General features: G+C 35.4%; 17 protein-coding genes and 1 tRNA gene. 5 read left to right on the plus strand and 13 right to left on the minus strand.

Annotated elements, in window-relative coordinates; genetic code table 11:
• Window positions 1–152: 152 nt before the first annotated feature.
• Window positions 153–1649 (minus strand): xylulokinase, encoded by a 1497-nt coding sequence (gene xylB / locus QA612_RS14995; RefSeq protein WP_278284631.1) that lies wholly within the window; start codon window positions 1647–1649, stop codon window positions 153–155.
• Between the two features lie 215 nt (window positions 1650–1864).
• Entirely contained in the window at window positions 1865–3172 is a 1308-nt protein-coding gene (gene xylA, locus QA612_RS15000; protein WP_278284632.1) for a xylose isomerase, read from the minus strand.
• A gap of 413 nt (window positions 3173–3585) precedes the next feature.
• Here xylA and QA612_RS15005 point away from each other — a divergent pair, with 413 nt between their 5' ends.
• Window positions 3586–4737 (plus strand): ROK family protein, encoded by a 1152-nt coding sequence (locus tag QA612_RS15005; RefSeq protein WP_278284633.1) that lies wholly within the window; start codon window positions 3586–3588, stop codon window positions 4735–4737.
• Between the two features lie 52 nt (window positions 4738–4789).
• Here QA612_RS15005 and helD read toward each other — a convergent pair whose 3' ends face one another.
• The 3 genes from helD to yhbH form a co-directional block, all read right to left on the minus strand.
• The gene (helD, locus tag QA612_RS15010) at window positions 4790–7156 is read right to left on the minus strand and encodes an RNA polymerase recycling motor HelD (protein ID WP_278284634.1); all 2367 of its coding nucleotides are present in this window, start codon (window positions 7154–7156) and stop codon (window positions 4790–4792) included.
• A 381-nt stretch (window positions 7157–7537) separates the two neighbouring features.
• Window positions 7538–8134 (minus strand): LysM peptidoglycan-binding domain-containing protein, encoded by a 597-nt coding sequence (locus QA612_RS15015; RefSeq protein WP_278284635.1) that lies wholly within the window; start codon window positions 8132–8134, stop codon window positions 7538–7540.
• Window positions 8135–8304: 170 nt separating this feature from the next.
• Window positions 8305–9474, minus strand: coding sequence for a sporulation protein YhbH (gene yhbH, locus QA612_RS15020; protein ID WP_278284636.1), 1170 nt, complete (start codon window positions 9472–9474; stop codon window positions 8305–8307).
• Window positions 9475–10028: 554 nt separating this feature from the next.
• Between yhbH and QA612_RS15025 the strand changes: the two genes are divergently transcribed.
• A complete protein-coding gene (locus tag QA612_RS15025) occupies window positions 10029–10256 on the plus strand; it encodes a hypothetical protein (RefSeq protein ID WP_278284637.1) in 228 nt (75 codons plus the stop codon).
• A gap of 525 nt (window positions 10257–10781) precedes the next feature.
• Here the strand turns inward: QA612_RS15025 and lepB are convergent.
• Entirely contained in the window at window positions 10782–11375 is a 594-nt protein-coding gene (gene lepB, locus QA612_RS15030; RefSeq protein ID WP_347568877.1) for a signal peptidase I, read from the minus strand.
• 379 nt (window positions 11376–11754) lie between these two features.
• A complete protein-coding gene (locus QA612_RS15035) occupies window positions 11755–13650 on the minus strand; it encodes a PrkA family serine protein kinase (protein WP_278284638.1) in 1896 nt (631 codons plus the stop codon).
• Between the two features lie 261 nt (window positions 13651–13911).
• Here QA612_RS15035 and QA612_RS15040 point away from each other — a divergent pair, with 261 nt between their 5' ends.
• The gene (locus QA612_RS15040; RefSeq protein WP_278284639.1) at window positions 13912–15780 is read left to right on the plus strand and encodes a transglycosylase domain-containing protein; all 1869 of its coding nucleotides are present in this window, start codon (window positions 13912–13914) and stop codon (window positions 15778–15780) included.
• Window positions 15781–15857: 77 nt separating this feature from the next.
• Here QA612_RS15040 and QA612_RS15045 read toward each other — a convergent pair whose 3' ends face one another.
• Window positions 15858–16415, minus strand: coding sequence for a DUF5366 family protein (locus QA612_RS15045; protein ID WP_278284640.1), 558 nt, complete (start codon window positions 16413–16415; stop codon window positions 15858–15860).
• A gap of 568 nt (window positions 16416–16983) precedes the next feature.
• On the opposite strand from QA612_RS15045, the gene QA612_RS15050 reads away from it, so the two are divergent.
• Complete coding sequence (locus QA612_RS15050) at window positions 16984–18300, plus strand: acyl-CoA thioester hydrolase/BAAT C-terminal domain-containing protein (protein ID WP_278284641.1); 1317 nt, start codon at window positions 16984–16986, stop codon at window positions 18298–18300.
• Between the two features lie 192 nt (window positions 18301–18492).
• Here QA612_RS15050 and trmL read toward each other — a convergent pair whose 3' ends face one another.
• The 5 genes from trmL to QA612_RS15075 form a co-directional block, all read right to left on the minus strand.
• Window positions 18493–18966: a tRNA (uridine(34)/cytosine(34)/5-carboxymethylaminomethyluridine(34)-2'-O)-methyltransferase TrmL gene (trmL, locus tag QA612_RS15055; RefSeq protein ID WP_278284729.1), complete on the minus strand. Its 474-nt coding sequence runs from the start codon at window positions 18964–18966 to the stop codon at window positions 18493–18495.
• 420 nt (window positions 18967–19386) lie between these two features.
• A complete protein-coding gene (locus tag QA612_RS15060; protein WP_278284642.1) occupies window positions 19387–20298 on the minus strand; it encodes an amidase domain-containing protein in 912 nt (303 codons plus the stop codon).
• A 975-nt stretch (window positions 20299–21273) separates the two neighbouring features.
• Window positions 21274–21804: a methylated-DNA--[protein]-cysteine S-methyltransferase gene (locus QA612_RS15065; protein WP_278284643.1), complete on the minus strand. Its 531-nt coding sequence runs from the start codon at window positions 21802–21804 to the stop codon at window positions 21274–21276.
• A gap of 96 nt (window positions 21805–21900) precedes the next feature.
• Window positions 21901–23049 carry a tRNA epoxyqueuosine(34) reductase QueG gene (gene queG, locus QA612_RS15070; RefSeq protein ID WP_278284644.1) on the minus strand — a complete coding sequence of 383 codons (1149 nt, stop codon included), beginning with the start codon at window positions 23047–23049 and terminating at the stop codon, window positions 21901–21903.
• 146 nt (window positions 23050–23195) lie between these two features.
• A tRNA-Gly gene (locus tag QA612_RS15075) sits at window positions 23196–23269 on the minus strand.
• A 207-nt stretch (window positions 23270–23476) separates the two neighbouring features.
• On the opposite strand from QA612_RS15075, the gene QA612_RS15080 reads away from it, so the two are divergent.
• The gene (locus QA612_RS15080; RefSeq protein WP_278284645.1) at window positions 23477–24355 is read left to right on the plus strand and encodes an SDR family oxidoreductase; all 879 of its coding nucleotides are present in this window, start codon (window positions 23477–23479) and stop codon (window positions 24353–24355) included.
• The last annotated feature ends 89 nt before the right edge of the window (window positions 24356–24444 follow it).

A 24444-nucleotide genomic window follows, 5' to 3' on the forward strand; every position in this document is an offset into this window, starting at 1 on the left:
GGAAGATATATTTAATGATAAGACACGAAATGTATTTTGAACATGTACTTAGAATAGGTTGATGGTGCATTTATAGAATGAAAATAAAAATGGCTAGATTCACAAATGTGTAAACTTAGCCATTTTTATATTAAATATTTTAAATTCAGTTTCTACCTAAAGGAAGCGATTTTATCGTTAATTTCTTTCGTATTGCAATAAACTGTACGATAAATGCCATATAATTCATCATATATCTTTACATTTTTTTCAACAGGTGTATATACTTTTTCAATTTCCACATAGGTTTCAGCACACTCATCTAATGACGGGAACAAGCCACAGCCTACTGCTGCTAACATCGCAGCTCCTAACGCAGGGCCTTGTTCACTCTTTAATTTTATAATTGGTGTTCCAAAAATATCTGCCTGCATCTGCAACCAAGCTTCACTTTTTGCGCCACCACCAATGGATACAATTTGGCTAATATCTTTATTCCCTGTAGTTTTTAATATTTCTAATGAATCTCTTAAAGAAAAAGTAATCCCTTCCATTACAGCTCTTGTAAAATGTTTTAGTTCATGGGAACTGTCCATTCCAATAAAACTTCCGCGAATCTGCGAATCAGCGTAAGGCGTTCGTTCTCCCATGATATATGGTGTAAACAACAATCCTGCAGCTCCTATTGGCGTATCCGCCCCTTCCTGCACTAAAGCTTCAAAGCTTTTTTCAGGGGCAAAGGTTTTTTTAAACCAACTAAGGCTATCTCCTGCTGCTAAAGTCACCCCCATTACATACCATGCATTTGATTTTGCATGGTTAAAATAATGAAGTTCCCCTTTTAAATCTTGGTCCTCTTTCTCATGGTAGCTCAATAAAACACCTGAAGTACCAATACTACATAAACTTAATCCTTGTTTCAAAATACCGGACCCTATAGCTCCACAAGCATTATCTGCACCACCAGCAAAAACCTTAGTAGTTTCTGATAAGTTTATTTTCTCCGCAATTTGAGGGGAAAGGGTACCTACGAAATCACCTGACTCCACTAAAGTAGGACAGATAGATGAAGAGATATCCAATGCTTGACAAATTTCCTTACTCCAAGCTTTTGACTCTACATCTAATAATAACGTACCTGCTGCATCAGAGTATTCCATATTTAAAATACCTGTTAAACGAAAACGAACATAATCTTTTGGTAAAACAAAGGCTACTGCTTTTTCATATAAATGGGGTTCATGCTCCTTTATCCATAATAGTTTAGGTAACGTAAATCCCTCTAACGCTTGATTTTTTGCAATGGAAATAAGACGATCTCCTAATACACTCTCAATTTGGCGGCACTGATCTGTCGTCCGGGTGTCATTCCATAATATAGCATTTCTTAATGGGTGATGCTCCTCATCTAACAGAACTAATCCATGCATTTGGCCGGAAAAACTTAACCCTTTTATATTATTTACGTCAACATTCTTATCATCACTTATTTCTTTCATTGCCTCTAGCGTGTATGATACCCAATCTTCAGGATCTTGTTCACTATAGCCTGTTTTACTATGAAGAGGGGTATATTCCTGTACAGCTTCCTTACAAACATTTCCTTCTTGATCAACAAGTAAAGCTTTTACAGAGCTAGTTCCTAAATCAATCCCTAATACGTATTCCATATTTCTTTTCCTCCTCTTTATTAAGAAAAGCGTAAGGCGCATCAATTTACCCTAAGAACGCCCACGTCCTATGGGCAACGGCTAAATCATCGTCGTCCTGACTCCTAGACAATGTTTGAAAAACTTATAAATTCTCTATTAATAAAGAAAGCACCTCTATGTATTAAAGAAAGGGGCAATCCTTAATACGATATGAGGTGTTCTTATATTCCAGATTAAAAAATATAATCGTTTATACGTGATTTAATAAATTCAATTCTACCAGAGGCATTTTCTATTTTTTCATTTGATAATGCATATTCCTCTAGTGATTTAAAGTTCGCTTTTCCAGAAGTGATTTCTAAGCCAATTCCTTCTTTAAAGCTCTTATAGCGTTCCTCAATGATGGAATCGAAGAAACGATTCTCCTTCATTTTAGCCGCTACTTTTAATCCTCTTGCAAACGTATCCATTCCAGCTATATGGGAAAGGAATAAGTCCTCTGCTTCAAAGGAAGTTCGTCGAACCTTAGCATCAAAGTTCACGCCTCCTTTACCTAATCCATCATTTTCAAGAATTTCATACATTGCTAGTGTTACAGCATACAAGTCTGTAGGAAATTCATCTGTATCCCAACCAAGTAATAAATCACCTTGGTTTGCATCAATGGACCCAAGCATACCATTTGCTCTTGCTACTCTTAATTCATGTTCGAAAGTATGACCAGCTAATGTAGCATGGTTTGCTTCAATATTTAATTTGAAATGATTTTGTAAATCATACTTCTGTAAAAAACTTATTGCAGTAGCTGCATCAAAGTCATATTGATGCTTCGTCGGTTCCTTTGGCTTCGGTTCAATTAAAAATTGCCCTGTATAGCCAATCTCTTTCGCATAATCTACTGCCATATGATAAAACCTAGCTAGATTATCTAATTCAAATTCTAAATCTGTATTAAGAAGAGATTCATAGCCCTCTCTTCCTCCCCAGAAAACATAATTTTCTGAACCAAGTTCTTTCGCCGTTTCTAAGCCTTTTTTTACCTGTGCTGCTGCATAAGCAAATACATCGGCATTATTACTAGTAGCAGCACCGTGTACAAACCTAGGGTTGGTGAACATATTTGCTGTATTCCAAAGGAGCCTCACATCACTAGTAGATAAGTGACCTTTGATCATTCCAATAATCTCATCTAAATTTTTGTTTGTTTCTCTTAAATTATCTCCCTCTGGAGCAATGTCGCGATCATGGAAGCAAAAGAAAGGAACTCCTAGTTTTTCAAAAAACTCAAAAGCAGCCTCCACACGAATTTTTGCTAATTCCATGCCACTTAAATGATTCCATTGACGAATCATCGTACCTGAACCAAATGGGTCTGATCCATCTCCCGTTAATGTATGCCAATATGCAACTGCAAAACGAAGATGCTCCTCCATTGTTTTTCCCATAACAACTTCTTTCGAATTATAATGCTTAAACGAAAACGGGTTTTCTGAATCCTTACCTTCAAACCTCACCTTTTTGATACCTGAAAAATAAGTCATTATTACATCCCCCTTTTAAAGTAAAAGCTTTCCTAAAAATAGCATTATTGTTGTCGTTCGTTACAACACAGTTTTGGACGGACATTTGAATGATATCAAAACAAAATTTACTAATCTATTAAGTGAAATAAAGTATAAACCTATTATTCTTGTGTATGTAAGTGCTTACAATTCTTTGTTTGTTTAATAAATAAACTAAGTGTATAATCGTATTGTAGTTCATTAAAACTGTCCTGTAAAGGGAAATTTTTATGGAAAGATCCCTTGCAATTTTAAATAACTAAAATTCAGATCAAGGAGATACGAGGGGGAGATCCGCAACAGCTTTCAATAATAAAGATGATAACTCCTTCTGAAGAAAACAAACATGAAAAGGAGACGAACAAAATTAAAACGAATGGAGAATTAGAAAAATGGTAGATAAATATTCTATACGAGAATTGAATGAATCCAATGTTTTAGCTATCATTATTCAACATAAAATTATATCTAGAGCTGATATTTCAAAGGTATCAGAATTAAATAAAGCCACTATCTCATCCATCGTGTCTACTTTAACAGAAAAGAAGTTAATAAAAGAGGTGGGTATCGGAATTAGTCAAGGTGGGAGGCGTCCAGTCATGTACTGTTTTAATGAAAAAGCTGGTCTTTCTTTAAGTATTGACATTGGATCTGATTATTTATCCTCAATCCTCACTTATCTAGACGGAACAATTGTTATACATAAGGAAGTGTTACACGAGAAAATAAATCAAAAGGATATATTTGAAAAGCTATGTCTTTTGATTGATGAATATTTTGAAATTTCGCCGAAAACGCCTTATGGGATTGTTGGTATTACATTAGGAATTCATGGAATTGTTTACGAAAACAATATTATTTTTACCCCAAATTATCATTTAGCTGGTATGAATATTTCAGACTATTTGCAGAATCGATACAAAGTTCCAATTACATTAGAAAATGAAGCTAATTTATCTGTTTTAGGGGAATGGTACTTTTCAACATACTTAAGTAATTTAGTGAGCATAAGTATTAGTTCTGGAATTGGTGCTGGGATTATTATAGATAATAGCTTATATAAAGGGGTGAAAGGTTATAGCGGAGAAATTGGACACACCATCGTCGTACCTAACGGGCGAAAATGTCCATGTGGAAATTTAGGTTGTATTGAACGTTATGCTTCTGAGCATGTTTTACTCATGGAGTATGGTAGTAATAAAGGAGAAGATGTATCCTTTGAAGACTTTAAGAAAAACTACTTAGCTGGTGAAACAACTTCAAAAGAAATTATAGACTCATTCGTATATTACATAAGCCTAGGTTTAAACAATGTTATAAAATTATTTAGTCCTGAAGTCATTATTATTAATAGTAAATTCACAAATGAGTTGGACGGCATTATCGAGAAAATCAAAGACAATTTATCAACTCCAGTGAATCGCAACACAACAATCAAGGCCTCTGAATTACGAGAACAAGCAACACTATTAGGAGGGGCCTACATTAATATTAATAATTTTCTACCAAGTCATAACATAACAACAATACAAAAAGACAAATAGTCACAAAATTGTACGGGACATGGTCCCGTACAATTTTGTGAACTTTTCAATTTTAACTACATTCGTTAACTATTTGTATTTCATTATAAGTTTCACTACGTATATCATCAAAAAAATAACTCTTCTTTCCTACAGTAAACAAATGTAATTCATGCATTGCTCGTGTACAGGAAGTATAAAATAGTTTTCGTTCCTGCTCCTCACCATAAACAATGGATGAAGCATTATAAATAATTACTCCGTCAAATTCAATCCCTTTTGCTAAGTATGCTGGAAGGACCAAGACCCCTTTATTGAAGGTAGTCGTATCTTTATCCACTAACTGAAGCTGTAAATCATCCTTCAAATTGTTGTATGCTTCTTCACTCTCTTTCATTGTTTTGCACAATATTGCAATGGTTTTATGTCCATTTTGTTCTAAGAGTTTCACCCGATGAGAAATGTTTACTTTAAGATCCTTACTATCCCTTACCGTTGTTAATGTAGGTTTGTCTCCATCACGGTTAAAAGGTTCGATTAATTCTCCACCTTGAATAACACCTTTCGTAAATTCAACGATTTGTCTTGTGGAACGATAACTCCGTGTTAATGTAATTCGTTCACTTTGATCCTTTCCCTTAAATAGTTGTTCCGATAATAATGTGGGAGAATCATTTCCGTGAGCATAAATTGCTTGATTAACGTCTCCTAGAATAGTCATTTTACAATTTGGAAATAGCTGTTTCAAAAATTCAAATTGAAATGGAGAATAATCTTGCGCTTCATCAATAAATAAATGACGAATCATTGTGTTTGATTTTCTTCCTTCTAATTGGTCCTTCAAATATAAAAACGCCGTCGTATCCTCATACATCAGTTCTCGACCTTCTAATTTCTTCATTGTTAACCGACAAATCTCATCCCACAGATCGTGTGGTAACGACTTACTATAAAAAGCACGATAGGCATCTTTATCAAATATTTTTTTATAAAGAGAATAAGTATCCATAAAACGAAGCTTTTTAACTGCATTTCTAATTGGTTTAAAATACTTTCTCACAACAAACTTACTTAGCATTTTTTCTTCTAATGCATAATCATCAAAATTATCAGCGTTTGCACGATTTCCTTTTTGCGTTTCTTGAAAAGTCTTTAAATAATCTTCCTTATCTAAAAGCTCGCTTTCTTCAATAACCCAATCCTTCTTCCGTTCATTTTTTTCAATTTTAGCTAACGTTACGAGTATCCATTCAGCTACTAAATTCATTCGATTTGGAATAGCTATTGTTTCATCTAACGAATAAAAATATTTTTCAATTTCTTTATTCGAAATAATTACCTTACCTCTTAAGGATATATTTTTAAAAACAATGCCTTCCCTAGATAAATATTGAATAAACTGGTCTATAAAATGTTTAAATTCCACCGAGGATTTATACTTGATGGATGCCATTCTTGTTTCATACGTTGAATCCTTAATTGCTGTATATAAATACTCCATTTGTGAAAAAGGATCTTCAATCGTAAACTCTTTTTCTAAACGAGTTTGTAAATAAGCTTGGAAGGTTGTTTGTTTCATGTTATCTTCCCCTAATTCTGGAAGTACGGTCGCTACGTAACTATTGAATAGATAATTTGGAGAAAATAACATGATATTATCGGAATTAATTTGGCCACGGTAACGATATAATAAGTAGGCTACTCGTTGTAATGCAGCAGACGTTTTCCCACTACCAGCCACACCTTGGACGATTAAGAACTTACTTTTTTCATTTCGTATGATTAGATTTTGTTCTCTTTGAATAGTTGCAACAATACTCTTCATTTGTGTATTAGCGTTGTTACTCAATACCTCTTGAAGCAATTCATCCCCAATCGTAACTCCTGTATCAAACATACTTTTTAACTTTCCATTTTTTATAATATATTGCCTTTTTAATTGCACTTCTCCTTCAATCACTTCACTTGGGACCTCGTATTTAGCTGGGCCAGGAGAATAATTGTAATATAAGCTTGAAATAGGAGCTCTCCAATCATATACAAGGAAATTTTCATCCTTTTCATCCATTAAAGAGGCTAACCCTATGTATACGACCTCTTCCCCCTCTTCCCCCTTTTCTAAAAAATCGATTCGACCAAAGTAGGGAGATTCACTTAATTTAATTAGATTTTTCATCTTTTTATAAAATTGTTCATGAGTTCTTTCCCTTTCAGACAAAAGCTCTGCCTGCTGCTTAATACTTGTAAATGTTTCTCCAACCTCATGGGCATCGTCTAAATTTACAGTGACATCCTCCCAAAAGCTTTTACGTAAATCAATCACACCTTCTTTCATCGTTCCTACATTTTCTTGAAGGTGATTTATTTTATTATTTATAACATCAATAATCGTTTCTACCCGCTTTTTCTCCTTGTTCCACTCCTCATTTGAAATAGACACAATCTCACTCCCTATCATATGGTTAACCCTTCTATACACAGTCACAAAATTGTCAGGAAACAGGTTCCCGACAATCTTGTGACTGTAATTGGCTTTTTTATTAGATGTTAGTTTTCATTTGGCGATCTGAATAAATTTTTTTGGTTCTCTACTAAAGTAGCATAAGTTCGGGAGCAATGTTTCATACATTGCAAAAAAATTAGAACATAATAAAAAATTAACAAAAGAAAATCATAACTATTCTTATGATTCATCTTCCACTGTAAGTCCTGTTAATCCTTTGAACCGCCTTTTGAATCAAACTATTTTTATAACACAAAATTGTGCGGGACCAGGTCCCGCACAGATTTGTGAACTTTTTATATTAAATTGTTCTTTTCATTAGCTTGTTGGAATAACTAATTGTGCTCCAATTGGTAATGCATGAGCATCATAGTCTGGGTTTGCCTCCTCTATATCTTCTGCTGAAACACCATCATATACTGAGGCTATTGTAGTGAACGTATTACCTGGCTGAATAGTGTGGTATACAGCATCTGATCCAGTAGTGTCTCCTGTTGAGTCACGTTCAACTACTACAATCTCTGAACCGATCGTTAATGCTCTTGGATCAACATCTTCATTTAATTCAAGTAAGTGATCAACAGTTACACCATCATATACAGTAGCAATACCTGACAGTGTGTTTCCAGGCTGAACAACATGTGTTACTGTCTCTCCATTTGAATCTCCATTACCGTTACCGTCACCTTCACTAGGTTCGAGCTGAATTTCAGATCCTATCTGTAAAGCATACGGGTCAATTCCACTGTTTAATTCTAATAGCTCATCTACCGTTACATCATGCTCTTGTGAATACCCCCAAATAGTATCTCCTTCTTCAACTGTTGTTGTATTTGCCATGGCAGACAAACCAGAAAATCCAAATACCATCCCTACTAATAGAATGGGGGCGAAAAATAATGAAAGTTTTTTCATTTTTTATCTCCTCCTTTATTAGTTATATAAACCTGTTTCCGAGTTCGTCCAATGTTAAACTACAAATTTCGCTATTATTTTCATAAATTTAGAATAGAACACTTAAAAAAGTTCAAAAAAAAGTGCGGAACCAGGTTCCGCACTTTTCGCACGTTTTCTTGAAATTTATTTTAATGAACGATCGCATCTTCTTCTTTCCTAAAGAACCACTTCAACGAACGATAGACATCTGCCTTTTCCCTTAATATATAATATCTAAAACGTTCGTCTTGAAGGTTTTTATAGGAGCTCATGAGTGTTGATGGTCGATTGTATTGATTTACCTCACCGTAACCAAACATACTAGACACATCCATTAGTTCCTTTACAAGTGAGAGACAACGTTGATTATCTGATGTTAAATTGTCACCGTCTGAAAAGTGAAATGGATAAATATTATATCTTGATGGAGGATACTTTTGATCTATCACTTCTAGCGCCTTCCGATAAGCAGAAGAACAAATCGTTCCCCCACTCTCACCTTTCATAAAGAAATCATCCTCTGATACAAGTTTTGCTTCTGTGTGATGAGCAATAAATTCTATGTCTACTGTTTCATATTTCGTCCGTAAAAACCTCGTCATCCAGAAAAAATAACTTCTTGCCATAAATTTTTCCCAACGTCCCATAGAGCCTGACGTATCCATCATCGCAATAACAACTGCCTTTGACTCAGGTTTAATCTTTTCTTCCCACGTTTTAAATCTTAAATCATCATTATAAATCGGAGCTACACTTGGCTGGCCTTTCATTGCATTTCTTTTTAACGCTTCTAAAATTGTTCTTCGTTTGTCGATATTCCCCATTAAACCTTTTTTACGGATATCTGTAAACTCAATATTTTCTACAACAATATTGTCTTCTTCCTTTTGTTGCAGATTCGGTAACTCTAACTCCTGAAAAAGCATTTCTTCTAACTCCGCAAGGGAAACTTCAGCTTCATAATAATCTTCTCCGGCCTGATCTCCAGCCCCTTCACCTTTCCCAGGTCCCTTTTTACTTGGGGTACCATCCTGGGCAACCACGTCACCGATTTCACTTTCCCCAGTCCCCTGACCTACATGTTTATTTTTGTCATAGTTATAACGAATTTTGTATTCATCTAACGAACGAATTGGAATTTTAATGATATCGCGACCATTGGACATAACAATATTTTCTTCACTTACTAGGTCGGGAAGGTTTCTGTTAATGGCCTCTTGCACCTTATCTTGGTGACGTTGTTGGTCTTGGTATCCTTTTCGGTGGAGGGACCAGTTTTCTTGAGAGACAACAAAACTTTTGCCTGAACTGCCTTTCATATTTTTTCCCTCCTTATAAAATTTGGACTTGCACATCTTTGCTAACAATTCATACTATATACTTGACGACACTTTTGTTCGTTCACAACATTGATGTGTTGTGAAAAAAAAGCTTACTTTATACTATGCAGAAATCCGACTCAGTTGACAAAAAAATCAGATAATTATACAAGCTAGTTAAAAAATATGTTTATTTAAAGATGGGACAACCCCTTATAAATACGATGATGACGGGTTTCGTACAATAATTTTAAGTTAAAACATTTGTAAAAATAAATAAATTTTTTTAAATATGTTTTCTAATTTTCCCTTCGTGAAACTACCTATTTCATTTAAGATTTTATCACCAATTATCCTAATTTATGATTTTTATATTTACGCAAATATCCCTTTCGGTGAAATGATAGGCTGGGGCTGTACTTTTCAAGTAAACACATCTTAATACATAAACAAATTATTTATATACTAATTAATCGTAATACAATTAAATTTCACGTGAGAATTTTTCATACTATTTAGAAATAGGAAATAATTTTTGTTAAGATTGTATTAAGATGAAACGAAACATAAAAAGGAGGAGGTTCCCTATTTTTATTAACTTTCTATTATTCTTAATTTTTATTTTTGCTATTATCGGATCAATAGCTGCATGGATCAACACAAGGATTATTATTAAAGATCTCTCAAAAATAAAAGAAGAGCTAGGAATTCAAGACCAAGAAGAAGTGGAAAGGCACAAGGGAAGAAAAGGAACATTTTTAGAAAATAGCGATGACATATAATTACCCTTCATAATCAATAGTCCGAGGCTACACAACCATCATGAATGAAAATATCTAAAACTTTTTTCATTAAGAAAAGCGCAAGGCGCCCCAATTCCGCCTAAGTACAGCCTACGTCCTGTAGGCAACGGCGTAATATCGACATCCTGTCTCCCACCGATATGCAAATGTTCTTGCCGTTTAAAAGTGATTTTTACTTTATATGCGGACAGGTTATTTGACACGAGGTGATGGCGCCTCAATTTAACCTAAGAACGCCCTCGTCCTGTGGGCAAAGGTTAAATCATCGACGTCCTGTCTCCTAGACAGTACGTAAAGTGAAAATTTTTTTGTCTTTCCAAAAAAGCTCAGAAAAGGGGCGTAAATCCTTTTCTAAGCTTTTTCTTTAATTCTATTATTCTTTGAAATTTATAATAAAGTCGTAAAACCTATTGATTTCGTCATTAATTTTTGTTTAATTTTAAATTTTCAGTCTTTTAAAAGCGTAGTTATAATATTTATTATTACTTTAAAATGGTTATTTCGTTATTCAAATATTCGTAAGTTATTTGGTGGCCAATAAGTGAAGTTCACTCTGCCAACTATCTTTTCATATTCTACAAACCCAATGTGGCGACTATCTACACTATTTTGGCGATTGTCTCCTAAAACAAATACATGACCTTCTGGAACATAATTGGAGTCTGTAACGGATTCTAATGAAAAGTCATCTGTAAATGTTCCATCCTCATAATCATCCCGATAATGATTTATGAAGCTTTCCTCAATCGATTTACCATTCACATAAAGTATATCGTCCTTGTACTCAATATGATCTCCAGGCACTCCGATTACACGTTTAATATAATCTGACGTTTCTGTAGCGTGAAAAATAATTAAGTCAAAGCGTTTCGGCTCTGCTATTTCATAGCCTATTTTATTTACAATTATACGTTCTCCATCATGAATTGTCGGCATCATGGATTTACCGTGTACAATATAATTGGTAAATAAAAATGCCCGAAAAACAATAACTAAAATAACAACAAGTGTAAGGATTTTTGACCATTTCCAAACCCGTTTTTTCCATTTAACTTTCTTTCTAGTATCCCTTTCCGGCACCTGCTCTGCAACTATCAAATTACCACCTCCCACTTCCAAGATTTCACAGGTTTATATAAATATCATATATCCAAACGGGGGTTAATTTAAACCATTATTACTTAATAATAACATTTGTAACATAAATATAATCTGAAAAATCTATGCGTAACAAAGGTGTAAGCGTATACACAAGACTATGTAATTCGACAAGCTATTATTAATTAAAAAACCTAATTGAGAATGAATGTTATTGTGGAATATACAAGTATATTGCATATCTATACAAGCCTTCTTTCATACAAAAAGGTCTATTCAGCTATTAACAGCTGAACAGACCTTTTATTATTGTATGAATATCCTATTACTAACGAAAATTGTCCAGATAATTTAAGAAAATGTACTGTTTTTTAGTCAGTTAACGATTCAGCAAACTACCAACATATCTTAACAGATCATTCGCTGACACAGAGTTGTATCCATGTTCATCAACAAGTCTTGCAATTACATCGTTAATTTTCTTTAATTGGTTCTCATCTGGCGTCTTCGTTGACGTGGTAATCTTAACAACATCTTTCAGATCAGCAAACAGTTTTTTCTGAATGGCTTCCCGTAATCGTTCATGAGAATTATAGTCGAACTTCTTTCCTTTTCGGGCATAGGCAGAAATACGTATTAAAATTTCCTCACGAAACGCTTTTTTTGCATTTTCAGAAATTCCGATTTGCTCTTCAATGGAACGCATAAGCTTTTCATCTGGATTCATTTCATCACCAGTAAGAGGATCACGGAGCTTATTTTTATTACAATACGCTTCCACATTATCTAAATAGTTATCCATTAAGGTTTTTGCAGACTCCTCATAGGAATATACAAATGCCTTTTGAACTTCTTTCTTAGCTATTTCATCATACTCTTTTCGAGCAATAGATATAAAGTTTAAGTACCTTTCTCGATCCTCTTTTGAAATAGATGCATGTTGATCTAAGCCATCCTTTATAGAACGTAATACATCTAATGCATTTATGGCCGTTAGTTCTTTTCGAATAATAGCGGAAGATATCCTATTAATTACATATCTAGGATCAATTCCATCCATACCTTCATCAGGGAATTCCTTCCTTAGCTCTTCCACATCCGCTGAGCTAAAACCTTCCACATTTTGGCCATCGTATAGCTTTAGTTTCTTTAGAATATCTACACTACTATTCTTTGAATCCTTCAATCGCGTTAATACTGTAAATATTGCCGCAATCTTTAATGCATGAGGTGCAATATGAACGTCGGAAATATCACTTTCCTGTATCATTTTTTCATATATTCTTTCTTCCTCAGTCACGCGTAAATTATATGGTATTGGCATGACAATAATTCTCGAGTGCAAAGCTTCATTTTTTTTATTAGCAATAAAAGATTTATACTCTGCTTCATTCGTGTGAGCTACGATCATTTCATCAGCAGAAATGAGGGCAAATCTCCCCGCTTTAAAGTTTCCTTCCTGTGAAAGGGATAATAAGTGCCATAGAAACTTCTCGTCACATTTCAGCATCTCTTGGAATTCCATTAACCCTCGATTTGCTTTATTTAATTCTCCGTCAAAACGATATGCACGTGGGTCTGATTCAGAACCATACTCTGCTATAGTTGAAAAATCGATACTACCTGTTAGATCTGCAATATCTTGAGACTTCGGGTCTGATGGACTAAAGGTTCCAACACCAACACGACGATCCTCAGATAAGAAAATTCTTTCAACCCGTACATCTTCAATTCTGCCTCCATACTCTCGTTCTAATTTCATCATATTTAATGGAGATAAATTCCCTTCAATTCGAATACCAAATTCCTCGTAAAAATCATCTCTCATGTGATGTGGAATAAGGTGTAACGGATCTTCATGCATTGGACATCCTTTTATGGCATATACTGCCCCACGATCAGTGCGAGTGTATTCTTCAAGTCCTCGTTTCAACATTGTCACGATTGTAGATTTACCACCACTTACAGGACCCATTAAAAGTAGGATTCGCTTTTTCACATCTAATCGACGAGCTGCAGAATGAAAATATTCTTCTACTAATCTTTCAATTGCATCTTCTAATCCGAATATTTCATTTTCAAAAAACTTATACCGTTTTCGCCCGTCCGTTTCCTCTACACCCGCATCCTTAATCATGTTATAAATACGGGAGTGGGCAGTTTGAGCCACTTCGGGTCTCTCTCTTAAGAGGTCAAGATACTCAGCAAATGTTCCTTCCCACTTCAGACGTCCTTCTTCCTCCCGGTGTTTCTGAATTTTGTTTAAGATTTCCATTTCGTCCTCCTCTCAACACCAAGTCAATACTATTAGACATCCATGGTTCATCTTATGCATTCACCTAACGGATGATTCTATTTCATTTAAAATTTAAGAGAATGTGTCCCCTCTAAATGCCTTTATATAGACAATAACTCCACCTAAAAAAATATTATTTTTAAAAGTAACAGCTTTAGAAAAGAATCTTCATAAATAGTTTCCATTTAACGTAAGGATTCTGTAAACTGTTAGTAGACAAATAAGAAAGATGTGACATACATGCGTTTGTGGACTGGAAATTTATTAATCTTTTTATTTATTGGAATATTTTCAACCCTTTTTGTTATTACTGTTGATGAATTTTATGAAGCAAAATCCATACATGAGGTATTAGACGAGAAGATCATATTAGATTCCATTCATTTATCAGAAACCAGCATCATTTTAGATAAAAATAAGGAAGTAATATCGGATGTTTACGCAGCTGAGAAGCGTATTCATTTACCTTATAAAGAGATTCCAAAAATTGTTGTGGATGCTTTTTTATCAGCAGAGGACCAATCTTTTTTCGAGCACAAAGGATTTGATATGAAAGGAATTGCAAGGGCGTTAATCATTAATTTGCAAAATGACTCCATCGAGCAAGGCGGAAGCACAGTGACCCAACAGCTCGTTCGAAATCTTTACTTAACACACGAAAAATCATACGAACGGAAGCTATCTGAGTTGCTATATGCTTATCAAATGGAAAGATTGATGGAAAAGGAAGACATAATGGAGTTATACATTAATGCCATCTATTTTAAAAATGGAGTATATGGTATCGAAGCTGCTACCCGTTTTTATTTTAATAAAACGGCAGACGAACTCTCTGTAGCTGAGGCTGCTTTTTTATCCGCTATTCCCAATCATCCTGATCGTTACAACCCATTAACAAACATAGAACATACTCACGAACGTAAAGAATGGATTTTATTAAAAATGTTAGAAGAAGAAAAAATAACGAAAGAAACATATGACAAGGCATTAAACGAATCCATTGAGTTAAATATTTATCATAAAATTGATGAGTACCCAGACTATGTAACCTATATCCATCATGAATTAAAAGAACTTATAAGTGATAATGAAGGGTATTCGAAAAGATTGAGCACTGCGAAAAATGAAGCAAGTCGCACTACTATTTTGCAACAATTAAATGAAAGAGTGGACGCAGTTTTAAACCAGGGAATTATTATCGAAACGGCTTTGGACAATGACATTCAAGAGCAGGCTGTTCGTTCCATCAATTCCTATATAGGAAATTCTCAACTACAGGCAGCAACAACCATAATCGACCATAAAAAAAATGAAATCGTCGCTATAACAGGGGGAAAAGATTATGAGAAATTTCATTTTCACCGTGGATTTCAAGCGTACCGTCAACCTGGATCAGCAATTAAACCGCTTTTAGTATTTGCACCTTACATAGAGGAAACAAATACAAATGAACGTACAACCATTGACGCATCTCCATTTAATAAAAATGGGTACACCCCTATAAATTATGGGGGAGCTACTTATGGAAGGGTATCAATGGAACAAGCCTTTAAACATTCCTATAATACAGCTGCTGTTCGATTATTCGATAGAACCGATCCAGAAATTGCTTTTTCCTATTTTGATCATTTCGATTTTCAAGGAGTAGATGAAAAGGATATCATTTTACCAGCTGCCTTAGGTGGATTTACTACAGGAGTTTCTGTATTAGAAATGACACGAGCATACACTACCTTTGCTACAAATGGCGAATACCATTCTCCAAAGGCCATTCGACAAGTATTGGATAAGAATGGTGACATTCTATACTCTTGGGATCATGCTAGCGAAAGAGTTTGGAGTGAAAGAACAAATAATGAAGTACGAAAAATGATGCGTAGAGTAGTTAACGAAGGAACAGGACGAAACGCTAAATTTTCTACCTCAGGTTATTTAGGTGGAAAAACTGGAACGACAAATAATTATCATGACTTATGGTTTATTGGATCAACAGATACTTACACATCAGGTATCTGGATTGGGTACGATTCACCTACATCCATGTCACACATTAACCAAAGACTACACCTCGAAATCTGGCGATCATATATGTCAAAGATCGTTCATTAGAGAAGGTATAGTCCGATTATAAATAAAATGGAAGCTAGGAAAATCGTCGTTATCCTAGCTTTTTCTTATTCTTAAGTCTAAATTGGCAAGCTTGCAATGATACTGTTATATAATTTTAGTAAAGCAAAGGTAACAGCGATAATAAAGGAAAACCAAAAAAAGGTATGAAAGAAAACGATCCCTAATAATGAAAAAAAGGACAAGGAATGACTAACTTTATAGACAAAGAAAACAAAATAGCTAATACATGCAATAGAAAATAAAGCCATTAAGAAAAATATATTAAAAGCGAATCCAACAGATAAGGCACTACTAATTAGAAAAATCCATGAACCTCCGCGCAATCCTTTTAAATCACTTCCTTCTTCGTCCTTTGAAAAGAAAAGAAGTGACAGTTCATTTACCGTGTCAGCAATTAATTTTAATGCAGAAAATAACATAAAAAAGAATAGCCAAGCTAAAAATAATAAGGTTAGCTGGATACCTCTTTCAGAAAAAAACTCAATCATTCCAGAATATAAACCAATTTCACTTAAATATGCTGTAATCCACCCCTCACTATATATAGATAGGGAAAGACTAAAAAGAACTATCGAAAATAGTGGGAAATGACTTGTTAAATAGGTATTTTTCATCTCTATACTCCTAAATTGTATGTATCGTATGGTGTATGATTTATATAAGAAAAGCGCAAGGCCCCCAAACCAAGCTTAGATATAACCTACATCCTGTAGGGAACGGCTAAATTCATCGTCGTCCTGACTCCTAGACAACGTTAGAAAAAACTTATAAATTATCTTTTAAATAATAAAAGCCCTCTTTGTTCCCTTTTTAATTTTAGTATACTGTTCCGATTTTGCAAAGCTTCGAAATACAAAATAGTTATTGATACTCTTATTTTCTTTTCTTTCCCTTTAAAACATGATATATTGATTTTTAGAGATCATCAAAGGGGGATTTTTTGATGGGAACAATTTTAATTTTAGGGGTTTGCTTGGCATTCCTTGCTGCAATCTTTACTGCAGGATATAATGACAATCCAAACAAAAATTAAGCTGAGGAACCACCTATGAACCATAATCACATGGTTTGTAGGTGGTTTTTCATTTCCCTCAAACTTTTAAATTTTACACAAAATTTTAGTCTTAATTAAATGCATGTCCGAATATATGTAATAAGGAATAATAAATGAGGTGAGAATTTATGAAATGTTTCCTTTTTCCAGATATTGGACGTGTTGATGAAGCCCTTCAGCTTCATATGGATGGTCTTGAGGCTAATGAACATGTAACAATTCGAATGGGAATGGATGATGAAAAAAATGGCATGTGGAATTCCACGATCATAACTAAAGCAGACAACCATGGGAAGCTATTAATTGGAGACAATGAACAGACGGAAGAAAATATTTTTTCTCAGTTAATCTGGAACCTTCGCCCTATCGATGGAAAAAATGCTGAACCTTATACCCTTTCAAAAGAGCAAACAACATTGAACCTACACATTGACATAGAAGGTAATAGTAGTCAACGAACAGAATCACGAACAATTAGCCGCATTTTTAAAGAAGATTATGTTGCAGAGGAAGAATTGCCGACAGATTTACATTTAACTGGAACCTACTTTTATCCCATTAGAAAACGTAATTTACCTAGTTTAATCATACTGGGATCCACGAGTGGACTTACAGCAAATCATTTAGCAGCCTTGTTTGCCTCTCGTGGCTATGGAGCTATAGGATTAAGTTTAGCAGGGGATACTGTCCATGGTGAACAAACAAAAAAGTCACAGAGCCAGCTTCCCATTGAAGACGTTCAACAAGTGGTGAAATGGTTAAAGAACCACCCATCCACAGATGAAGAAAAGATTGTTCTCTATGGTGTATCAAAAAATTCGGAACTTGCATTACTTGCTGCTTCAAAAGATAAAAATATTCGTGGGGTTATTGCCGTTTGTCCATCGACTCACGTCTTTCAAAGCTTACACTCTAAACGGCGTCAATCTCCTTGGACTGAACAAGGGAAAGGAGTCCCATTTATTCCTCTTTCCAACTCCTTCTCTATGTTATTTCAATCATTAAAAGAAAAAGTAAAGCAAGATCAGAAGTCAACGAACGAACTTTATGAACGGAGTCTAAATAAATATAAACAAAAAGGTCGGACCGATGCCATTATTAAAGTGGAAAATATTAACGGTCCAGTCCTGTTATTAAGTGGAAAAGAAGATACTTATTGGCCCTCCTATTCCATGGCCGAAAGTATAAAAGAACGTTTAATAAAAAATTCTTTTCCGTACCTGGTCCAACATTCATCATTTGAATTTACTGGACATTCCTTTACTTATCCTTACTTACCATGCTTATTTTCTAATAATTCTCTCCTTCACACAGATGACCTGATACACAAAAGTGCTCAGGCTGGAGAAAAAGCTTGGGCAGAAACAATTACATTTCTAAGTAAACATTTCCCACCAGCAAAAATACCAACAGAGGCAATACCATTTCAAACGATAGGTAAATAATAATTATTTTTACACATTAATAAGGGCATGGAGATTAATGGTCTCCATGCCCTTATATTACCATTTGCTTGATCAAATGCTACTGCTTATTCGTTTCAGACAGTTGCTCAACGTCCATTAATCTATCTGTCCAAATGAAATGATTCTACTTAGCCCTATTGGACTGCAAATTTCCGTGTTAATCTTTTTATCCTAAGTTAACTGTAAAAAGCTTTGTTGTCTCAAGGCTTCATAAACAATGATAGCTGCAGTATTTGACAAATTTAAGGAACGAATATGCTCTGTTTGTGGAATTCGAAAACATCTGTCTTTATAAGCTTCTATTAGATCGGCAGGCAAGCCTTTTGTTTCTTTCCCAAATACAAAAAAATAATCCTTATCAGGATTAGAATAATCAAAATCGTGATAGTATTTTTCACCTGACGTTTCTATCAGAAAAAATTCTCCATCTTGGTAAGCTCGAAAAAGCTCTTCAATTGAATCGTAATGGTTTATATTCACTTTTGGCCAGTAATCACAGCCTGCACGTTTTAACATTCGATCATCTGTGGAAAACCCTAAAGGATGGATAAGATGAAGAAATGTATTTGTTCCTGCACATGTTCGTGCAATATTACCTGTATTAGCTGGAATTTCTGGTTCATGTAATACGACATGTATTGCCACTTTGGTCACCTCAACTGTTGATAAACATTCATTCGTAATCATACCATTTCCATCATAGAAAAGGAAGATTACTTAAAGTGCGTGTTCAAAAAGGAGGATAAAAATAGCCGAGTCGGCTAAAGTCACAACGTCCTGTTGCAACGCCGACACTAGCACGTCCTGTGCGTCGAAAGATCAAGGCGGCGTAGCTTTGAGTACCGCAGTGTATGCTTTTAATACGTGAGGAACGGAAAAGCAAGCCAACGCAGAGATTCGACAGATATTTTTCCCGGACTTTTTGAACATCCTCTTAAAGTAGAACGTTGATTAGTTTTTTATCCTATTCTCAAGTGACAATAATTTAGTCGACACCCACCCAGGAATCAACCTAGTTTATATTTATTACGATAAAATTCAACCGATCCTAATTGCTAATTAAGCTTAATCATTATCTAATATGTGGTAAAACTTATACTTTATGTTAGGAGTCCAAGCTGTTGAATCCTCATATGCCCAGTACCGCATCCTACTATTTGTTGTATGGGCGTTCACAAGAGGCATTCTGTCCTCATCTTTCTCTACAACAATAGTTGTATGTTGCCATCTTCCGTCACCATTAAAGTCATAACAGATGACGTCCCCTTTCATCAGCTGCTCTGGACTTGAAACCTCCGTCGCTTGAAGACCTCTTTCTGTACTACTAAAATACCATCGAAGGGCATGAGCTACAGACCAGCTATAGCTCCAATTGTTGTTTACATACCACCACCCATTGGATCGATTCGGTTGTCCTATCATTGGTGCTCCACCAGCATGTAAACATTGACTTATATAATTGGTACAATCATTTTCAAACTGATGATATTGAGGATTATAATCATTCCACCATCGTTCTGCATAACGGACGACTGCTAATCTGTCATATTGATAATTTACGGCAGTTCGACCATAATCATTGGTTAATTCTCTTCGACTATACTGATTTCCTTGCTCTATGTCATTTTTCCCATCTTCATGAATTAAATAGTCGTCAATAAGTTCATCATCTTCAACGACAGCACGTCTCAATTGAATTTGTTCTTCAATATAAAATTTTAGGTTTTGTCGTATTACATTCTGAATCGTTAACCCATAATCAATGATCCCTCGATCACCAAATGATTTCTCACTAATTACATAACCATCCACTATATTCTTTACAATCTCAGCATTTCGTTCAAATAGTCTCTTTTCCTTCCTTTCTAGTGCCTCCATTTCGTCATTGCGTATATACGAGGTTGATCGATTTCCATTAACAAAATTCTGATGACAGTCTCTAATATATCGTTTTACTTTATTAATCTGTGAATCCATTTTTCCCCTCCCCTTCTCTTACATCTTATTCAGTAAAACATTGTTTAAATGACTTAAAATTTAGCTAATTTCTTTTTATACCTTAAGATGATAAAAACATCTGCTTTCAGTATGCTTCCATTGCTTTTCCACAAGGGTTGTCGATCTTCATGCATGAACTAATTGTATTTTAAAGGTAGACCGCCCATGCAAGTGGAGATTTGCACCATGGAGGATGAAAATACTCATCTAGAAGTTCATCCGTTCTATGCGGAACAATTATGCCTAAGGGCAGCCCACGTCCTGTGGGCAACGGCATAATCCTGCCATCCTCCAATTACGCCTAAGTACCGCCTACGTCCTGTAGGCAACGGCGTAATGTCGCCATCCTAGCTCCGGGCAATGCCTCAGCCTCCACACTATACATTTTGTATACTGCTAAAGTACATTGTCCTGTCTCTGCCTCTGCAAGTGTTGCTCTGATGTTATATGCGTCGAGACAACTCGAAGCTTATTCGTGAAGCATATGCTCGTCGCTGGAGTCACCGCATTCACTCCTGAACTAACGCTTATTTTCAGGGTAGACCTCACATGCAAGAAAACACTTTCACCATGTGGGATGAAAATACTCTTTCAATGCTACCACTTCTCATGTTTTTGCTGCTTTGAAGTCGTCTAGATCGTTGCTTGGCTGCCGCATTTGTATTTATCACAGCTTTGCGGGCTTCTAGAAAGTCTCTTGAGTACCGCATTTGAATTTTCCACAGCTTTGCGGGCTTCTAGAACCCTTCTTGAGTACCGCATTTGTATTTATCACAGCTTTGTGGGCTTCTAGAACCCTTCTTGAGTACCGCATATGCTTTTTTCACTGCTTTGCGGTCGTCTGAACCGTTTCTATTTTCAGCCGTAGACTTCCCCTTTATCAAAACAAAAAGAGGACGTTCCTTTATCGATCATCGTAAATGATCGTTTAAAGGTTACATCCTCTCTTGTTTACTATGATATTTTCTCAATTGCCCCTTCAAGTTTTAGGAGATATTCCTTTTTATCAATCCCTCCACCGTAACCTACCATGGAACCATTCGTACCAATCACCCGATGACACGGAATAATAATTGGGATTGGATTTTTGTTATTTGCTCCTCCGATTGCTCGAACGGCCTTTGGTGCTCCTATCTCGGTAGCAATTTGTTTATAGGACTTCGTTTCTCCGTAGTAAATTTCCTTTACTTTGTTCCATACGAGAATTTGAAACTTTGTTCCAACTAAATCTAAAGGAAGATCAAATGACATTCTTTCCCCACGGAAGTATTCTTCTAACTGTTGAATAGCCTCTTGTAATTCTACTTCATTATTAATTAACTCCACATTCATTAAGCATTTTTTTAGCCACGTATCCACAACGGAACAAACATCTTTCATTGAACCAAATTCGATAAAACATATTCCCCGTTCGGATTTACCAATTGTTAATGTACCAATTGGACTGTTCATTTCAGCATAGTAAATGTGTGGTCGCTTCGTCATTTTTACCCCCACTTTCAGTCCAGTTATCCCTATAATTAGACTGCCATTAATATTACAAACTAGTATAATTGATAAATAATAAAAATTACACTTCTTTTAACTGAGTTTTTTTACTGTTGCTAAACGTTCTAAACTGCTCATAATTTCTTTTAAGGCTTCCTCATCCTGTTCCTTTTCCTTTGCATGCGATAATACGTCTTCTGATTCCTTCCCACCAATTTCACCTAAGGCCCATGCTGCTGTACCTCGAATAACTGGACGAGGATCATTTTCCACAAGATCATATAAAGTTGGTAGCGCCTCTTCTTCTTTGTAATGAGCTAAAGCAATAATAGCATTTCTTTGAATGGGCTTTTTACCTCGCCACGATCCAGACACATGACCAAACTTCTCCTTAAATTCGCGATTACTTATTGTTAGTAATGGTAACAGCTTCGGTTTTGCAATGTTAGGATCTGGCTCCATTTCTTTATGCTCGTGAAAGTCCTTCCCTTTGTTTTCTGGACAAACAACTTGACACGTATCACAACCGTACAACCGATTGCCAAGTTTTTTACGATATTTTTCTGCTAAAAATCCTTTTGTTTGTGTTAAAAATGCAATACATTTATTTGAATCTAACTGTCCACCTTGAATTAAGGCTCCCGTGGGACATGATTCAACACATTTATTGCAGGTTCCACATTGATCTTCTATTGGCGTATCTGCAGGTAAAGAAATGGTCGTAATCATTTCTCCCAAATAAACATACGATCCAAACTCTGGAGTAATGATTGCACAATTTTTCCCACTCCAGCCTATCCCTGCTCGTTCAGCAACTGCCCGATCTGATAATTCACCAGTATCAACCATGGAAACACATTTAGCCTCTGGAAATTTGTTTATAATAAATTTCTCGATAGCTTCCAATTTTCTTCGGAGTATATGATGATAGTCCTCTCCCCATGATGCTCTACAAAAGATCCCTCTTCGGTCACCTTTTATAGAACGTGGCGGATTTTTTATGCGAGAAGGGTAAGCTAAAGCAATCGATATTATTGTTTTTGCTTCAGGTAAAAGTAATGTAGGAGTTGTTCTTTCTTCAACCGTTCCTTTTTCAAAACCAGACTCAAATCCTAATTTCCCCTGTTCTATAAGGCGTTGTCTAAACGCAACAAAAGGGTCCACTGAGGCAAACCCTATTTTATCGATGCCTATATGCTTACTGTATGCAACAATTTCTTCTTTTAGCTGGGCATTTGCCACAGTTTCCACCTACTTTCTTTTTTTATTCAAATTTTTTTATACAATTCCCTTAAATTATCAATGCTCTTGCTATTTTACCGTCTCATTAAACATGAGAAAAAGTAGCGCTTCATTTAGAAACACTACTTTATATATATTTTCGTATTTGGAGCGGGTGATGAGAATCGAACTCACGACATCAGCTTGGAAGGCTGAGGTTTTACCACTAAACTACACCCGCTTGATTATTAAAAATTTACTGTGACAGTATTGTACTACTAACAACTGTCTCTTGTCAAATACTGTGACAAAATTCCATCCTCCGAAAAATGTAACCTATCATTGATCTTTCTTTGCAACAAAACTATGTTTTTTATATAAAATTTCGGTTATTCCATTTAATAAATCCACATTCTAATACTATATAAAAAAAGAGGAGTGAAAGGCAATGAAATATAGTGATGTAAAGAGTCGTCAATCCAATGGACAACCTCCACAAACACAACAGCATCAGCCTGGAACAGAAAGTAAAATGAACCCGCAACCAATTTATGACGATCCAAACTATAAAGGGAGTGAGAAATTAAAAGACAAAGTGGCCATCATTACTGGTGGAGATAGTGGTATTGGACGAGCAGTAGCAGTTGCATTTGCGAAGGAAGGTGCTAAGCTCACTATCACATATTTAGACGAACAAGGGGATGCAGAGAAAACAAAAAACGAAGTAGAAAAGTACGGTGGCGAATGCTTGCTCCTTGCCGGTGATATTGGAGATTCATCCTTTTGTGAACAGATAATTCAGCAAACAGTCAATCATTATGGTCAGCTAGATTGCCTGATCAACAATGCAGCGGAGCAGCATTATCAAGAAAAAATTGAGGACATTACCGAACAGCAGTTAGAACGGACATTTAAAACAAATATCTTTTCTTGCTTTCATTTAACTAAGGCTGCCATGCCCCACCTTAAAAAAGGCAGTACGATTATTAATACTGCTTCCATCGTTGCCTACAAAGGCAATCCTGTTTTAATGGATTATGCTTCAACAAAAGGAGCAATGATTGCTTTTACGCGATCATTATCAGAAAACTTAGTATCAAACGGCATTCGAGTAAATGCAGTGGCACCGGGTCCAATTTGGACACCACTTATTCCTGCCTCTTTTCCAGCGGACCAAGTGAGTAATTTTGGAACTGATACACCAATGGGACGACCTGGACAGCCTGCAGAGCTTGCACCAAGTTATGTTTACTTAGCATCTGATGATTCATCGTATGTATCAGGTCAAGTAATCCATGTTAATGGTGGGAAAATTGTAAATGGGTAACTTTTTTATAAAATTGTTATCTTTTGAAGAAAAAAAATTGGTATGAAAAAATTCTTTTTGGAAAAATTACTGTTATGGAGGTGATATCA

The sequence above is a fragment of the Evansella sp. AB-P1 genome, assembly GCF_029688925.1.
GTDB lineage: Bacteria > Bacillota > Bacilli > Bacillales > Salisediminibacteriaceae > Evansella.

Excerpts from the sequence above, each read along its gene's own strand:
- QA612_RS15015 (WP_278284635.1), bottom strand. The coding sequence starts at position 8,134 with ATGAAAAAACTTTCATTATTTTTCGCCCCCATTCTATTAGTAGGGATG.
- QA612_RS15065 (WP_278284643.1), bottom strand. The coding sequence starts at position 21,804 with ATGACGAAGCGACCACACATTTACTATGCTGAAATGAACAGTCCAATT.
- QA612_RS15040 (WP_278284639.1), top strand. The coding sequence starts at position 13,912 with ATGCGTTTGTGGACTGGAAATTTATTAATCTTTTTATTTATTGGAATA.
- QA612_RS15025 (WP_278284637.1), top strand. The coding sequence starts at position 10,029 with ATGAAACGAAACATAAAAAGGAGGAGGTTCCCTATTTTTATTAACTTT.
- QA612_RS15060 (WP_278284642.1), bottom strand. The coding sequence starts at position 20,298 with ATGGATTCACAGATTAATAAAGTAAAACGATATATTAGAGACTGTCAT.
- xylB (WP_278284631.1), bottom strand. The coding sequence starts at position 1,649 with ATGGAATACGTATTAGGGATTGATTTAGGAACTAGCTCTGTAAAAGCT.
- xylA (WP_278284632.1), bottom strand. The coding sequence starts at position 3,172 with ATGACTTATTTTTCAGGTATCAAAAAGGTGAGGTTTGAAGGTAAGGAT.
- QA612_RS15045 (WP_278284640.1), bottom strand. The coding sequence starts at position 16,415 with ATGAAAAATACCTATTTAACAAGTCATTTCCCACTATTTTCGATAGTT.
- yhbH (WP_278284636.1), bottom strand. The coding sequence starts at position 9,474 with ATGAAAGGCAGTTCAGGCAAAAGTTTTGTTGTCTCTCAAGAAAACTGG.
- QA612_RS15050 (WP_278284641.1), top strand. The coding sequence starts at position 16,984 with ATGAAATGTTTCCTTTTTCCAGATATTGGACGTGTTGATGAAGCCCTT.
- QA612_RS15080 (WP_278284645.1), top strand. The coding sequence starts at position 23,477 with ATGAAATATAGTGATGTAAAGAGTCGTCAATCCAATGGACAACCTCCA.
- QA612_RS15005 (WP_278284633.1), top strand. The coding sequence starts at position 3,586 with ATGGTAGATAAATATTCTATACGAGAATTGAATGAATCCAATGTTTTA.
- QA612_RS15035 (WP_278284638.1), bottom strand. The coding sequence starts at position 13,650 with ATGGAAATCTTAAACAAAATTCAGAAACACCGGGAGGAAGAAGGACGT.